Below are 13,538 nucleotides of genomic sequence, written 5' to 3' on the forward strand. Positions count from 1 at the left end.
GTTCACCCGCGACGGGCGCCCCGGGCCGGGGGAGGCGCCCGCCGAACAGATAACCTGGACGTATGACGCACTCCGGCAATCCCTTCGGTCAGGTGCTCGTCGCGCTCATCACCCCGATGACCGCCGACGGCGAAGTCGATTGGCCCGCCACCGAGAAGCACATCGACGACGTCATCACCGCCGGGGCCGACGGCATCGTCGTCACGGGGACCACGGGTGAGACCTCCACCCTCACCGACCCCGAGAAGCTGCGGTTGGTCGAGGTCGGAAAAGACGTCTCGGCCGGACGCGCCAAGATCATCACCGGTGGCGGATCCAACGAGACCGCGCACGCCATCGAGCTCTACCGGGCCAGCGAGAAGGCCGGCGCCGACGGCATCATGATCGTCACGCCGTACTACAACAAGCCCACGCAGGCCGGCATCCTGACGCACTTCCGCCTCGTCGCCGACGCGACAGACCTGCCGGTCATCCTTTACGACATCCCCGGCCGCACGGGCGTGCCCATCAAATACGAGACGATCCTGCGCCTCGCCAAGCACCCCAACATCCTCGCGATCAAAGACGCCAAGGGCGACTTCAGCGAGGTCAGCCGCGTGCTGAACCAGACCGACCTGATGTACTTCTCGGGCGACGACGCCAACGTGCTCCCGCATCTGTCGATCGGAGCGTCGGGCCTCATCGGCGTGACGGCCAACATCGCCGCGGCCCCGTACCGCACGATCGTCGATGCCGTCAACGCCGGCGACCTGGCATCCGCCACCGCCGCCCACAAGGGCCTCGAGCCCCTCGTGCGCGCGGTCATGACGCACGTCCCGGGCACGGTCGCGGCGAAGTACATCCTGCACGGCCTCGGCCGCATCGGCAGCCCGCGCGTGCGTCTGCCCCTCGTGGGCCCCGAAGAGTGGGAGGCCGCCGTGATCGAAGACGAGCTGGCCCTCGTGAAAGACGTCGCCGGCGCCGACTTCTCCAACTTCCGCCCCGACCGCAACGCGGCCGCCGGCGGTGCCCTGCCGAAGGTGCACGGCACCACGCGATAAGAACATGGGCGTCCGCCGATCCGCGGCCAGGGACGCCACACGAAGAGATGCCACGCGGTGGCATCCGAGGAGGCAATATGCCCACGACCGTCTACGATCCCCCCGCCCTCGCTCCCGGTACGCTGCGCGTCATCCCGCTCGGCGGCCTCGGTGAGGTCGGTCGCAACATGACCGTGTTCGAGTACGAGGGCAAGCTCCTCGTCGTCGACTGCGGCGTGCTGTTCCCCGAGGAGCACCAGCCCGGGGTCGACCTGATCCTGCCCGACTTCGAACCCATCAAGCACCGTCTCGACGACGTCGTCGGCGTCGTCCTCACGCACGGCCACGAAGACCACATCGGTGCGGTCCCTTACCTGCTGAAGCTCAAGGGCGACATCCCCCTCATCGGCTCCGGTCTCACGCTCGCGCTCATCGAGGCGAAGCTGAAGGAGCACCGGATCCGCCCTTACACGTTGACCGTGAAAGAGGGCCAGCGTGAACAGGTCGGTCCGTTCGACCTCGAGTTCGTCGCCGTCAACCACTCCATCCCCGACGCCCTCGCCGTCGCCATCCGCACACCCGCGGGCCTCGTGCTGGCCACGGGCGACTTCAAGATGGACCAGCTCCCGCTCGACGGCCGCATCACCGACCTCCGCGCCTTCGCGCGCCTCGGCGAGGAGGGCGTCGACCTGTTCCTGGTGGACTCCACCAATGCCGACGTGCCGGGCTTCACCCCCGCCGAGAAGGCGATCGGCCCCGTGCTCGACCAGGTCATCGCGCGCGCGCCGCGCCGTGTCGTCGTGGCGAGCTTCTCGAGCCACGTGCACCGTGTGCAGCAGGTGCTCGACGCCGCGCACGCGAACGGACGCCGCGTGGCGCTGCTCGGCCGCAGCATGGTGCGCAACATGGGCATCGCCGCCGATCTCGGCTACCTCAACGTCCCCGACGGGGTGCTGATCGACTACAAGAAGGCCCGCGACCTTCCCGACGACAAGATCGTCTACATGTCGACCGGTTCGCAGGGCGAGCCGATGGCGGTGCTCAGCCGCATGGCCAACCTCGACCACGCGATCGAACCGGGCGAGGGCGACACGATCATCCTGGCATCCAGCCAGATCCCCGGGAACGAGAACGCGATCTACCGCGTGATCGACGGGCTGACCAAGCTCGGCGCGACCGTGGTGCACAAGGGCAACGCCAAGGTGCACGTGTCGGGTCACGCCGCCGCAGGCGAACTGCTCTACTGCTACAACATCCTCAAGCCCAAGAACGTCCTGCCCGTGCACGGCGAGTACCGCCACCTGATGGCGAACGCGAAGCTCGCGCGCGAGACGGGGATCCCGGAAGAGAACACGATCCTCGGCGAGAACGGCACCGTGGTGGACCTCCGCGACGGCGTCGCCCGCGTCGTGGGCCAGGTCGACATCGGATTCGTCTACGTCGACGGTTCGTCGGTGGGCGAGATCACGGATGCCGACCTGAAGGACCGCCGCATCCTGGGCGAGGAGGGCTTCATCTCGGTGATCGTCGTCGTCGATTCGGCGACGGGGAAGATCATCTCGGGTCCCGAGATCCACGCCCGTGGTTTCGCCGAGGACGACAAGGTCTTCGACAGCGTCAAGCCCAAGATCGCCGCGGCACTGGCCGAGGCGGCGAAGTCGGGTGTCCGCGACAACCACGCGCTCCAGCAGGTCGTGCGCCGCACCATCGGACGCTGGGTCAACCAGTCGCTGCGCCGTCGGCCGATGATCGTGCCGATGGTCATCGAGGCCTGATCGTCACGAAGCGCCGCGGGTTCGCCCGCGGCGCTTCGTCGTCTGCCACGGTGGGCTGTCTTCGTCGGTGATCGTCGTGTGCGGGCCCGGGAGTGGCGAGCCCTGCTGCCCCGCTGACCCCGGCGTTCCGTCACGGGTGCCGCTTGTCGCTATCATGCGGGCATGCCCGCTCTCCCGATCCGCGCGGCGCTCCGGTCCGACGGCGTGTTCCTGGCCGACATGGCCGTCGAGGCCGCCAACTGGCGTGCCGGCGCCGCGCGTCCGCGCCACGAGATCATCAGCAGCCCGGAGTACAGCAGGTACATCGCCGGCTGGCTCCGTCCCGGCGACGCAGGTTTCGTCGCGGAGTCGCCCGGCGGCGAGCCGGTGGGAGCCGCGTGGTACCGCATGCTGCCGCGCGACGAGCCCGGATTCGGGTGGGTGGGCACCGGCGTCCCCGAACTGATCATCGGCGTGAGGCCGGTGTGGCGAGCCCACGGGACCGGTCGTGCCCTGCTGCGGCGGCTCACCGACCACGCCCGCGGCGAGGGCTACGCGCGCATCAGCCTCAGCGTCGAGCGGGACAACTACGCGGTCACGCTGTACCGATCGGAGGGCTTCGCGGTCGTCCGCCGGGGGATCGGACGCGACGCCATGGTCAAGCGGCTGGGCTGAACCCCGCGTCGGTGCGAGCGAATGTCGGAGGTGCCGCCTACCGTGGAAGAATGGCTCGTACCTCGTCCCCGTCCGGCGGCCGCGCCCCCGCTAAGGGGTCGGCGCGGTCCAAGGCCCCCGCTCCCGCGCCCAAGCGCTATGTCGACGAGCCCGAGAAGCCCGCGGTAGCCGTCCGCGCGTGGATGGCCGTCGCCCACGGCGTGGGCGGCATGTTCCGCGCGTTCGGCCCCGAGACCCTCGAGCGCGATCAGCGTCGCGACGGATTCCCGTTCTTCCTCGTCGTGCTCGCCGTGATCGGTGCGGTCGTGGAGTGGTTCTTCATCGGAACGGATGCCGCTGCGCTCATCAGCGCCTACAGCTTCGGCGCCCTCGTCGGTCGCGTCGCCTTCGTGCTGCCGGTGCTGCTGCTCCTGCTCGCGGGCTGGCTGTTCCGCCACCCGGCGTCCGTCCACGACAACGGGCGGGTGGGGATCGGCTTCGGCCTGTTCGTCGTGACCCTGGCCGGCTTCCTGCACGTCGCGGGCGCTCGTCCCGTTCCCAACGAGGGCGGCCTGCCCGCGCTGAGCCCAGCCGGTGGGATCGCCGGGTGGATCGTCGGCGAGCCCCTCGCGCTCGTCCTCACCGACGTCGGCGCCTACATCGCGCTGTCCGTACTCGTCGTGTTGAGCGTTCTGATCCTCACCAAGACGCCGCCCAATCGCATCGGTCGCCGTCTGGGCGACCTCTACGCGTGGATGTTCGGCGTCGAACGCACCGAACGGCCCGACCCCGCCACCAAGGCCCTCCCCGTCGACGACGACGATGACACGGCCGCAGAGAAATCGCTGCCCTGGTGGCGTCGCAATCGTTCCGGGCGCGAAGAAGACACCGACGGCGCGCTCGGGTCCGACGACCTCACGACGTTGCTGTCCCCGGGGACGCCGCAGGGTGGCTTCGAGTCGGCCGTCGTGGCCCCCGAGCCGGTCGCACCGCGCGCGGCGACGCCGTCGGTGACGCCGCCGCCGCGACCCCCGGCCCCCGATGCGGTGACAGAGGTCTTCGATCCGCGCGTCCTCCAGGCGGCGGCGTCCGGCCGCGGGCTCCACGACGACTCGCCCGTCGACGACAGCATCGACGACGACGATCTGCCCGGCATCGCGGGCCTCGGCGGCGACAACGCCGGTGCGCCGCCGGCGGCGAACTACCGCCTCCCTGCCGTCACCGCGCTGGCCAGCGGCACGCCGCCGAAGGCGCGCTCCGCCGCCAACGACGCGGTCGTCGCGGCCATCGAGAGCGTCATGCAGCAGTTCAAGGTCGACGCGCGCGTCACCGGGTTCTCGCGTGGCCCGACGGTCACGCAGTACGAGATCGAGGTGGGGCACGGCGTCAAGGTCGAGCGCATCACCGCTCTGACCAACAACATCGCCTACGCCGTCGCCTCGAACGAGGTGCGCATCCTCGCCCCCATTCCGGGCAAGAGCGCGATCGGCGTCGAGATCCCCAACGCCGACCGTGAGATCGTGACGCTCGGCGACATCCTCCGGTCGGATGCCGCCACCACCTCGACCCACCCCATGACCATCGGCGTCGGCAAAGACGTCGGCGGCGGGTTCGTCGTGGCCAACCTCGCGAAGATGCCCCACCTGCTGGTCGCCGGTTCCACCGGTTCCGGCAAGTCGAGCTTCGTGAACTCGATGATCACGAGCCTGCTCATGCGGGCGAAGCCGTCCGACGTGCGCATGGTGCTCATCGACCCGAAGCGCGTCGAACTGACCTCCTACGCGGGTGTCCCGCACCTCATCACCCCCATCATCACGAACCCGAAGAAGGCCGCCGAGGCGCTGCAGTGGGTCGTGAAAGAGATGGACATGCGCTACGACGACCTCGCGTCGTTCGGGTTCCGTCACATCGACGACTTCAACCGGGCCGTCGTCGCGGGCGAACTGAAACTGCCGGTGGGCAGTGAGCGCGTCCTCAAGCCCTACCCGTACCTCCTCGTGGTCGTCGACGAGCTCGCCGACCTCATGATGGTCGCTCCCCGCGACGTCGAAGACTCGATCGTGCGTATCACGCAGCTCGCCCGCGCCAGCGGCATCCACCTCGTCCTGGCTACCCAGCGACCGTCGGTCGACGTCGTGACGGGACTGATCAAGGCCAACGTGCCGTCCCGTCTCGCGTTCGCGGTGACGAGCGTCACCGACTCCCGCGTCATCCTCGACCAGCCGGGCGCCGACCGTCTGATCGGTCAGGGCGACGGACTGTTCCTCCCGATGGGCGCCTCCAAGGCGCTGCGGGTGCAGGGCGCGTGGGTGAGCGAACAGGAGATCGAGAAGGTCGTCGCGCACGTCACGCAGCAGGCTCGCCCCGAGTATCGCTCCGACGTGCAGGCCGCGGCCGAGAAGAAAGAGATCGACGCCGACATCGGAGACGACCTCGAGCTGCTCCTCGCCGCCGCCGAGCTCGTCGTGTCGACCCAATTCGGTTCGACCTCGATGCTGCAGCGCAAGCTCCGCGTCGGCTTCGCGAAGGCCGGGCGTCTGATGGACCTCCTCGAGTCGCGCGAGATCGTCGGCCCCTCCGAGGGGTCGAAGGCACGCGATGTGCTCGTCACCAACGAGCAGCTGCCGGCGGTGATGGCCCGCCTGCGCGGCGACGACACCCCGTCCGCGCCCGCGGCCGCGGCTTCCGACGACCGGTACGGCGACGATCCGATCGAGGCGCAGTTCGAGGGTCTCCCGGTGGTCGACGACGATGACGACGAAGGTTCGGAAGACGCCTGGCAGTTGACGGGACGCGACTGATGGCCGTGCATCCTCAGCTGCCCAACGCGATCACAATCGCGCGCATCCTCTGTGCGCCGATCTTCCTGTGGATGCTCCTGGCCGACGCCGGGGAGGACGGCGGGTTGCGATGGGCGGCGGCGGTGCTGTTCATCGTGGCGATCGCCACCGACGGCGTCGACGGCTACATCGCGCGCCGGTACAACATCGTCAGCGATCTCGGCAAGCTCCTCGACCCCATCGCCGACAAGGTGCTGACGGGGGTCGCCTTCGTCGGCCTCTCGATCCTGGGCGAGCTCGACTGGTGGGTCACGATCGTCGTGCTCGTGCGCGAGATCGGCATCACCGTCTACCGCTTCATCGTCGTCAGCGATCACGTGCTCGCCGCTGCCTGGATGGGCAAGCTCAAGACCGTCTTCCAATCGATCGCGCTATCGATCGCCCTCCTGCCGCTCGCCAGCCTGTCGGACGCGGCGGCGTGGCAGAGCGCCGTGTGGTGGGCGAGCGTGGTGACGATGACGATCGCGGTGATCCTCACGATCGCGTCGGGCATCGACTACATCGTGACCGAGGTGCGCGCGTCGCGGAAGCGCAGGAGCCGGTGATCGACGCCGTCCCCGAGGACTTCGACGAGACCGTCGTAAGGACGCCCCGAGAAAGCGCCGCGCTGCTGCTCGAGCGTCTCGGGGAGCTCGGGTGGACGATCGCCGTCGCCGAGTCCCTCACCGGCGGCCTCGTCGTCTCTTCCCTCGTCGACGTCCCGGGTGCTTCGCGCGCGGTGCGCGGGGGAGTGGTCGCCTACGCGACCGACCTGAAGCACGGTCTGCTGAGCGTCGATCAAGCGCTCCTCGACGCCCACGGGGCCGTCCACCCCCGTGTCGCGCGGCAGATGGCGAGGGGTGTGCGTGACGTGCTCGGCCGTGACGGTGTCGCCGCCGATGTCGGAATCGCGACGACCGGGGTCGCCGGGCCCGACGAGCAAGACGGCCAGCCCGTGGGAACCGTGCACATCGCCGTGTCGACCCCCCTCGGTACCCGCGTCGACTCGCTCGTCATCGCGGGCGACAGAGAACGCATCCGCCGAGAGACCGCCCATCTGGCCATCCGACGCGCGTTGGCTGCGCTGTGACGGGCCTCCGGGACGGTGCCCCGTCGTCGATCGCGCACCGTCGAGGATTGCGGGAACAAATGATCGCACATCCTGGTTTCGTCCAGCGATTCCCATCCGGTGCACAGCGCGCGGCATTAGGGTGACCACAGACGGTGTTTCACAGTCGTCCATTCGGGCGACGACGGAATCAGCAGTGAGGAGGGCCCCAAAATGATCCTGGTTCGTCAAGAGATCGGCGAAGTCCTGCGTGACCTCCGCCAGCAGAAGGGGCGCACCCTCCGCCAGGTCGCCAGCCGCGCGAGCGTGGCCCTCGGTTATCTCAGCGAGGTCGAGCGCGGTCAGAAAGAAGCGTCCAGCGAGATCCTCGCCTCCGTGGCCGAGGCCCTCGACGTTCCCATCTCGACGATCATGCGTCAGGTGGGCGACCGCCTGTCGGTGCTCGAAGGCCTGCAGACCTTCCCCGACGTCGTCCCCGACGAGCTGGTGGCGTCGGTCGAGCCTGAGCTCTCGCTCCGCTGATCCTTCCCGCACATGCGTCGTAGCGAGTTCGATCGCGCCGTCACCGATGAGTTCGGCGCGCGCGGTGGGTCGCTTCTCACCGATCTGGTCCTTTCGGCCGTCGGTGGCCGAACCAGCGCCGACGCCTTGGCCGCGGGCGTCGAACCGCGCGAGGTCTGGCTGGCTCTCTGCGAAGAGACCGATGTGCCCGACAATCGGCGTTACGGCGTCGGCCGGCTGGAACCGCGTCGGTCCTGAACGACGCGTCCCCGGTACGGTCCCGGGTCGCGTCGCCGTCGTGACGGGCGCGTCGTCGTTCGCCCCGCGGGACTCCGGGGCACGAGGTCGCGCTGCTGTCGTGACGTGCGCGTCGTTCCCGTCCTCTGGGACTCCGGGGTGCGAGGTCGTGCTGCCGTCATGACGTGCGCGTCGCCCCGTGGCAGCGCTGCGCCCGCCTGGAGGTCGATACCGCCGACGCCGTCGCGTACGACATTCGTACATAACTTCTCGGCGTGTCCTCGAAACTACGTTCGATCGGGGCGTAGGCTCCTTCACAGCAGGGAAAGTGACGTGTTCGTCCCCATATGGGCGGTGATCCGACACCAATGTCGGAGGCCCTCCCTAACGTGGAGAACGTCGAACGACACCTGAACGCCTTGTCGGGTTGATCCACCGTCGGTGGAAGACGCGACAGCCTATAGGCGACCGGAACGCGAGCAGAAAGAAGATGTCATGCCCTCACCCGCAGAGCGCGAGAAGGCCCTCGAGTCGGCCCTCGCACAGATCGACCGTCAGTTCGGAAAGGGCTCGGTCATGCGACTGGGCAGCGATGAGCGTGCGCCCATCGAGACCATCCCCACGGGGTCCGTCGCGCTCGACGTGGCCCTCGGCATCGGCGGTCTGCCGCGCGGCCGTATCATCGAGATCTACGGGCCGGAGTCGTCGGGTAAGACGACCCTGACGCTGCACGCCATCGCCAACGCGCAGCGCGCCGGCGGCATCGCGGCGTTCATCGACGCCGAGCACGCCCTCGACCCCGAGTACGCCAAGAAGCTCGGTGTCGACATCGACGCCCTCCTCGTGTCGCAGCCCGACACCGGCGAGCAGGCCCTCGAGATCGCCGACATGCTGATCCGTTCGGGAGCGATCGACCTCGTCGTCATCGACTCCGTGGCGGCGCTGGTTCCCGAGGCCGAGATCAAGGGTGAGATGGGCGACTCGCACGTCGGTCTGCAGGCCCGCCTCATGTCGCAGGCCCTCCGCAAGCTCACCGGTGGCCTGAGCAACACCAAGACGACGGCGATCTTCATCAACCAGCTGCGCGAAAAGATCGGTGTGTTCTTCGGTTCGCCCGAGACCACCGCCGGAGGAAAGGCGCTGAAGTTCTACGCGTCGGTTCGCCTCGACATCCGTCGTATCGAGACGCTGAAGGACGGCACCGAGGCAGTCGGTAACCGCACGCGTGTGAAGGTCGTCAAGAACAAGATGGCCCCGCCGTTCAAGCAGGCCGAGTTCGACATCCTCTACGGCATCGGCATCTCGCGAGAGGGCAGCCTGATCGACTTCGGTGTCGAGCACGCGATCGTGAAGAAGTCCGGTGCGTGGTACACCTACGAGGGCGAGCAGCTCGGGCAGGGCAAAGAGAACGCGCGCAACTTCCTCATCAAGAACCCCGACATCGCGACGGAGATCGAGACGAAGATCAAGAACAAGCTCGGCATCGGTGGGACTCCGGCCGACGCTATCGGGGCCGCTCCCGCGGACGACGAGCTGGCCGCACGTCGCCCGGCGTGATGACAGACGACGGTAACGGTTCGGGGCGTCGCCCGTCGGGCGTGGCGGGCGATGCCCGCGGGGCCGCCGGGGCGGGCGACGCCCGTAGGGCCCGCGCAGCGGGCGACGACCGAGCAGCCGACGCGGCATCGGATGCGCCCGGTCAGGGTCAGCGGATCCTCCACGGTGTGCCGCGCGCATCCGAAGGCGACGCCCTGGCACCGGTCATCCCGCTGTTCGGTTCGCGGAGTCGGGCATCGTCCGCGCACCCGTCGCTCGGACGCGACATCGCGGACGTGCCCGCGGATGCCGCTGCCGATGCCCCTGGCGGGCAGGTCGCGAGGCGCCCCCGCCTGCGGCCACTGCGAGACCTCGGCGGTGCCGACGACGCGTCCGGACCGAACGAGGCTGTCGCGGGCCCGACGACGTCGCGCGGCGGCGACGACGACGATGTCGCGGCGACGGAAGAGACACGTCAGCGCGCCGAAGCGGTGCTCCTGCGCAAGCTGCGGTCGCGGTCGCTGTCTCTCTCCGAAGCGCGAGGCGTGGTGCGTGGCACAGAGGGTGCTGATGATTTCCTCGCCGATGAGATCGTCGATCACTTCGTCGACCTCGGGTATCTCGATGACGCCACGTTCGCCGAACAACTGGCAATGTCGGCCGTCGAGAAGCGCGGAGAGGGCCGTCGCGCCGTGGCCGAGACGCTGCGCAAGCGCGGCATCCCGCGAGACGTCGCCGAGGCGGCTCTCGCGGCCCTACCCGATGACGACGCCGAACGTGCGCTCGATTTCGCCCGGTCCAAGGTGCGTGCGGTCGAGGGCGTGGAGTACGAGGCGGCGCTCCGCCGCCTGGCCGGGCAACTGGGTCGCCGGGGCTACCCCTCGTCAGTCGCTCTGACGGCGGCACGCTCGGCCCTGGCCGAAGCGGGCATCGGTCGGTCGCGGCCGTCGACCCGTCCTGCCTCGGGTGTGCGCTTCACCCCCGACGAGTGAACCGCGGTGCCGTCCCCGGTAGATGAGGGGGGCGCGGCCGTCTGCGCGTCTTGCTCTGTGCACTTCACTCCCGACGAGTGAACCGCGGTGCCGTCCCCGGTAGATGAGGGGGCGCGGCCGTCTGCGCGTCTTGCTCCGTGCGCTTCACTCCCGACGAGTGAACCGCGGTGCCGTCCCCGGTAGATCAGGGAGCGCAGCCGTCTGCTCGTCCGCAGGGGGCGCCGCAGGGTTTACGCCGTTGTCCTCCACCGGGGCCGAGGGGCGCGCCGCCGCCCGCTCGCGCTCGACCTCGGCGGCGACCATCCGCCCCAACTCCTTGCGGGACGCCGCGCCCACCTTCGCGCGTGCCTGGTAGATGTGCGACTCCACCGTTCGCACCGACAGGAACAGCCGGGTCGCGATCTCGCGGTTCGTGAGGCCCTCGTCGGCCATCAACGCGATCTCGTGCTCTCGCGCGGTGAGCTCACCCGTCGCGACGCTCAGCTCCGGCGGGCGAGGGAAATCGACCATGGCGTCGGAATGTTCCCGGCTCACGTCACGCGTCGACCACAGCGCATGCAGGCGCAGCTCGTCGACGGGGAGGTCTTCCTCCGCGCTCGATCGCGCCGAGGCCCGACGGACCGCCTCGGCCGCCAGGGGCAGGTCGGTGGTCGCGGCGAGCTGCACCAACTCGTCGACCTCGTCTTCGCTCGCGGCACCCAACGCGGTCAGACGGAACAGGTCGCGGATACGCAGGGCCGCCGCCGAGCGACCTCGCGTCAGGTCGGCCGCGCCGCGAGCCGCGACGCGCGCGGCGTCATGGCGTCCCTCCGCCGCGAGGATGGTCGTCTGCACGTACAGGCTGCTCCGTCGCAGAAGGGGGATGCCGCGGTCGTCCAGACGAACGAGGATCGCGCGGGCGTCGTCGAACCTGCCGGCCAGGGCGAGTTCCTCGGCGACGCTCAACTCGATCATCGTCGTGTCGAGGTCGGCGACGGCCGACGGGGTGCGGGACATCGCCGACGCCAACTCGCGGCGTGACTCCAGGGCCCGCCCGGCGCCGGCGAAGGCGATCGCGGCCGCGGCGCCCGCCAGGGTCAGCTCCGCCCCGTCGCCTTCACGTGCGGTCCGGGCCAGTTCGCGCTCGAGGCGCGCGTGCACGGCGGCCCCATCGGCTCCGGCGATCTGATGACCTGCCAGCATCGAGATGAGAGCCGTGAGCCGGTCGCGGGCGAGGAGCCCATCAGAGACGTACCGCGCGTCGAGCATGCGCTCTGCGGCGCGGTAGCAGACGCGCGCCCGCCGCCAGCCGCCGGCGATGGCCTCGGCCGTGCCCGCCGCCACGAGGGCGCGCAGGCGTGCCGCCGGTGCCGCCGAGACCTCCGCGGTGGCGCGCCCCGCGAACTCGGCCGCTGCGGTCCATTCCAGCCGCGCGCCTGCGTGTGCCGCCTGGGCGAGCAGCTCGTCGACGCGGGCGTCTGCGAGAGCCCGATCGGGGGAGGTTTCGCCTCGCCGCTCGTGCCCCTGGTCCTCGACGACGCCGCGGGCCAGTCGACGCCGCATCTCGACGTCGCCGCCGTCGTCGGTCCCATCCGCGCCGACCGCGACCCGGGCGGCGAGCTCGGCTTCGAGTCGGAGGGCGGGGACGTCCGCCGACTTCAGCCCCCGCGCCGCGTAGGCGGCCGCGTGTGAGGCGTCCCCGCGATCATTCGCCTCTCGCGCGGCATCCAGGGCGATACGCGCGCGGACCGCCGGGGCGTGGGCGGCTTCGCCGGAGAGCTGCGGGCCGAGACGATGCCAGCGCTGAGCGATCGTCACGGCGACGGCGGGACTCCACCACTCGTCCGACTCCGCGAGCATCCGTCGTCCCACGGCGTCGACGAGGGCGTCGATCCGCGCGACGCCCAGTCGGCGTTGCGCCTCCTGCGCGATGAGGTCGTTCGCCGTGAGGCGGCGTTCGGGCGAGGGGTCCGCGTGGAGGAGTCCGCGCGCGGTCAGCGCCTGGAGGCTGTCGACCTCGAAGAACCGGGTCGCCACAGCCATCTCGAGATGGGCGAGACGACGGATACCGGCGAGGCTCTCGAGGTCGTCGGTGGGCATGTCGGACATGTGCCGTTCGAGCGCGACGGCGAGTCGGCTGTGTGGAGCGATCGAGCGGAACGCCTCCAGCGGATCGCGACCGGCCCGCGCGTCCGCGATGGCGTGCAGCACGAGACGGCGGAGAAGGGCCCTCGAACGGTCGGCGCGCCACACGAGCGCCGCGCGCGTGGGGCTGTCGAGGAGCCCCGCATCGGGGAAGACGTCGATGAGGCGGAACGCATCCTCATCGGACAGTTCGGTGAGATCGACGCGTCGCGCCAGCCCCTCGACCCAGAGGTCCCGCAGCCCGCGACGGGCGCCGTCCGCGTCGTCGTGCGGCTCGATGTCCCGAGGTCGGGCGGTGCGGTGCGCAAGAACCGCGACGAGGCTCCGGGATGCCACGGCGCGGGCGATCGCCTGCGCCGACGCCGCATCGAGGAGCTCGATGTCGTCGACGACGAGCACGCCGTCCATGACCGTGTGATCGTCCGAGGGTGTCCGCAGCATCGCGAGCGCGGGGTCGGCGGCGGCATCGACCGCGCCGAAGGGCTCCCGCGACAGAGCCGAGGCGGTGTGCAGAACGACGGCGTGACCGCCGAGACGCTCGATCTCAGCGGTGATCCCGCGCAGCAGATGACTGCGACCGCTCCCGCGCGGACCCGCCACGACGAGCGAGGCTCCGTCCAGGACGCGCGCCGCCCACGCCCCTGCATCCCGATCCGCGCCGATCGCTTCCACCGAGCGCAGCTTCCTTCGGTCGCTGTGCATGCTTCCCCCTGGCACCCGTTGGTACACGCTATCGCCGCGGACGCGTGGTGCACGTCCGGCGGACGCAGGCTTCTGCCCGGTTCGCGCCACAGCACGCCCCGTGCGCCGCCCTGCGGCGCCCCGGGGGCGCC

11 protein-coding genes are annotated in these 13,538 nt (G+C 70.1%); 10 read left to right on the forward strand and 1 reads right to left on the reverse strand.

The genetic code is table 11. From position 1 onward, the window contains the following. Window positions 1-62: 62 nt before the first annotated feature. From dapA to QRO03_RS12625, 10 genes are all read left to right on the forward strand, one after another. Window positions 63-1,040, forward strand: a complete 978-nt coding sequence (gene dapA, locus QRO03_RS12580) for a 4-hydroxy-tetrahydrodipicolinate synthase (RefSeq protein WP_285137840.1) — start codon at window positions 63-65, stop codon at window positions 1,038-1,040. A 77-nt stretch (window positions 1,041-1,117) separates the two neighbouring features. Continuing rightward, a complete protein-coding gene (locus tag QRO03_RS12585; RefSeq protein WP_285137841.1) occupies window positions 1,118-2,794 on the forward strand; it encodes a ribonuclease J in 1,677 nt (558 codons plus the stop codon). A 162-nt stretch (window positions 2,795-2,956) separates the two neighbouring features. Continuing rightward, window positions 2,957-3,448 (forward strand): GNAT family N-acetyltransferase, encoded by a 492-nt coding sequence (locus tag QRO03_RS12590; RefSeq protein ID WP_285137842.1) that lies wholly within the window; start codon window positions 2,957-2,959, stop codon window positions 3,446-3,448. Between the two features lie 50 nt (window positions 3,449-3,498). Then, window positions 3,499-6,228: a DNA translocase FtsK gene (locus QRO03_RS12595; RefSeq protein ID WP_285137843.1), complete on the forward strand. Its 2,730-nt coding sequence runs from the start codon at window positions 3,499-3,501 to the stop codon at window positions 6,226-6,228. Next, window positions 6,228-6,812, forward strand: a complete 585-nt coding sequence (pgsA, locus tag QRO03_RS12600) for a CDP-diacylglycerol--glycerol-3-phosphate 3-phosphatidyltransferase (RefSeq protein ID WP_285137844.1) — start codon at window positions 6,228-6,230, stop codon at window positions 6,810-6,812. Before QRO03_RS12595 ends, pgsA begins: the two co-directional genes overlap by 1 nt. After that, entirely contained in the window at window positions 6,809-7,336 is a 528-nt protein-coding gene (locus QRO03_RS12605) for a CinA family protein (RefSeq protein WP_502883041.1), read from the forward strand. The genes pgsA and QRO03_RS12605 overlap by 4 nt, the downstream gene beginning before the upstream one ends. Before the next feature lie 192 nt (window positions 7,337-7,528). Continuing rightward, window positions 7,529-7,837 (forward strand): helix-turn-helix domain-containing protein, encoded by a 309-nt coding sequence (locus QRO03_RS12610; RefSeq protein ID WP_055957830.1) that lies wholly within the window; start codon window positions 7,529-7,531, stop codon window positions 7,835-7,837. Between the two features lie 12 nt (window positions 7,838-7,849). Beyond that, window positions 7,850-8,074, forward strand: a complete 225-nt coding sequence (locus QRO03_RS12615; RefSeq protein ID WP_285137845.1) for a DUF3046 domain-containing protein — start codon at window positions 7,850-7,852, stop codon at window positions 8,072-8,074. A 474-nt stretch (window positions 8,075-8,548) separates the two neighbouring features. Continuing rightward, on the forward strand, window positions 8,549-9,610 hold the full coding sequence (recA, locus tag QRO03_RS12620) for a recombinase RecA (RefSeq protein WP_285137846.1): 1,062 nt from the start codon (window positions 8,549-8,551) through the stop codon (window positions 9,608-9,610). Next, window positions 9,610-10,581, forward strand: coding sequence for a regulatory protein RecX (locus QRO03_RS12625; RefSeq protein ID WP_285137847.1), 972 nt, complete (start codon window positions 9,610-9,612; stop codon window positions 10,579-10,581). The genes recA and QRO03_RS12625 overlap by 1 nt, the downstream gene beginning before the upstream one ends. Window positions 10,582-10,725: 144 nt before the next feature. Here the strand turns inward: QRO03_RS12625 and QRO03_RS12630 are convergent, their stop codons facing one another. Further along, complete coding sequence (locus QRO03_RS12630) at window positions 10,726-13,407, reverse strand: LuxR C-terminal-related transcriptional regulator (RefSeq protein ID WP_285137848.1); 2,682 nt, start codon at window positions 13,405-13,407, stop codon at window positions 10,726-10,728. Between the last annotated feature and the right edge of the window lie 131 nt (window positions 13,408-13,538).

Origin of the sequence: Microbacterium sp. lyk4-40-TSB-66 (genome assembly GCF_030209475.1) — a bacterium.
In the GTDB taxonomy this organism is placed as follows: Bacteria; Actinomycetota; Actinomycetes; order Actinomycetales; family Microbacteriaceae; genus Microbacterium.

What these genes read in the sequence shown, in the direction of transcription:
- dapA (WP_285137840.1), top strand. Translation starts at nt 63, where the DNA reads ATGACGCACTCCGGCAATCCCTTCGGTCAGGTGCTCGTCGCGCTCATC.
- QRO03_RS12585 (WP_285137841.1), top strand. Translation starts at nt 1,118, where the DNA reads ATGCCCACGACCGTCTACGATCCCCCCGCCCTCGCTCCCGGTACGCTG.
- QRO03_RS12590 (WP_285137842.1), top strand. Translation starts at nt 2,957, where the DNA reads ATGCCCGCTCTCCCGATCCGCGCGGCGCTCCGGTCCGACGGCGTGTTC.
- QRO03_RS12595 (WP_285137843.1), top strand. Translation starts at nt 3,499, where the DNA reads ATGGCTCGTACCTCGTCCCCGTCCGGCGGCCGCGCCCCCGCTAAGGGG.
- pgsA (WP_285137844.1), top strand. Translation starts at nt 6,228, where the DNA reads ATGGCCGTGCATCCTCAGCTGCCCAACGCGATCACAATCGCGCGCATC.
- QRO03_RS12610 (WP_055957830.1), top strand. Translation starts at nt 7,529, where the DNA reads ATGATCCTGGTTCGTCAAGAGATCGGCGAAGTCCTGCGTGACCTCCGC.
- QRO03_RS12615 (WP_285137845.1), top strand. Translation starts at nt 7,850, where the DNA reads ATGCGTCGTAGCGAGTTCGATCGCGCCGTCACCGATGAGTTCGGCGCG.
- recA (WP_285137846.1), top strand. Translation starts at nt 8,549, where the DNA reads ATGCCCTCACCCGCAGAGCGCGAGAAGGCCCTCGAGTCGGCCCTCGCA.
- QRO03_RS12625 (WP_285137847.1), top strand. Translation starts at nt 9,610, where the DNA reads ATGACAGACGACGGTAACGGTTCGGGGCGTCGCCCGTCGGGCGTGGCG.
- QRO03_RS12630 (WP_285137848.1), bottom strand. Translation starts at nt 13,407, where the DNA reads ATGCACAGCGACCGAAGGAAGCTGCGCTCGGTGGAAGCGATCGGCGCG.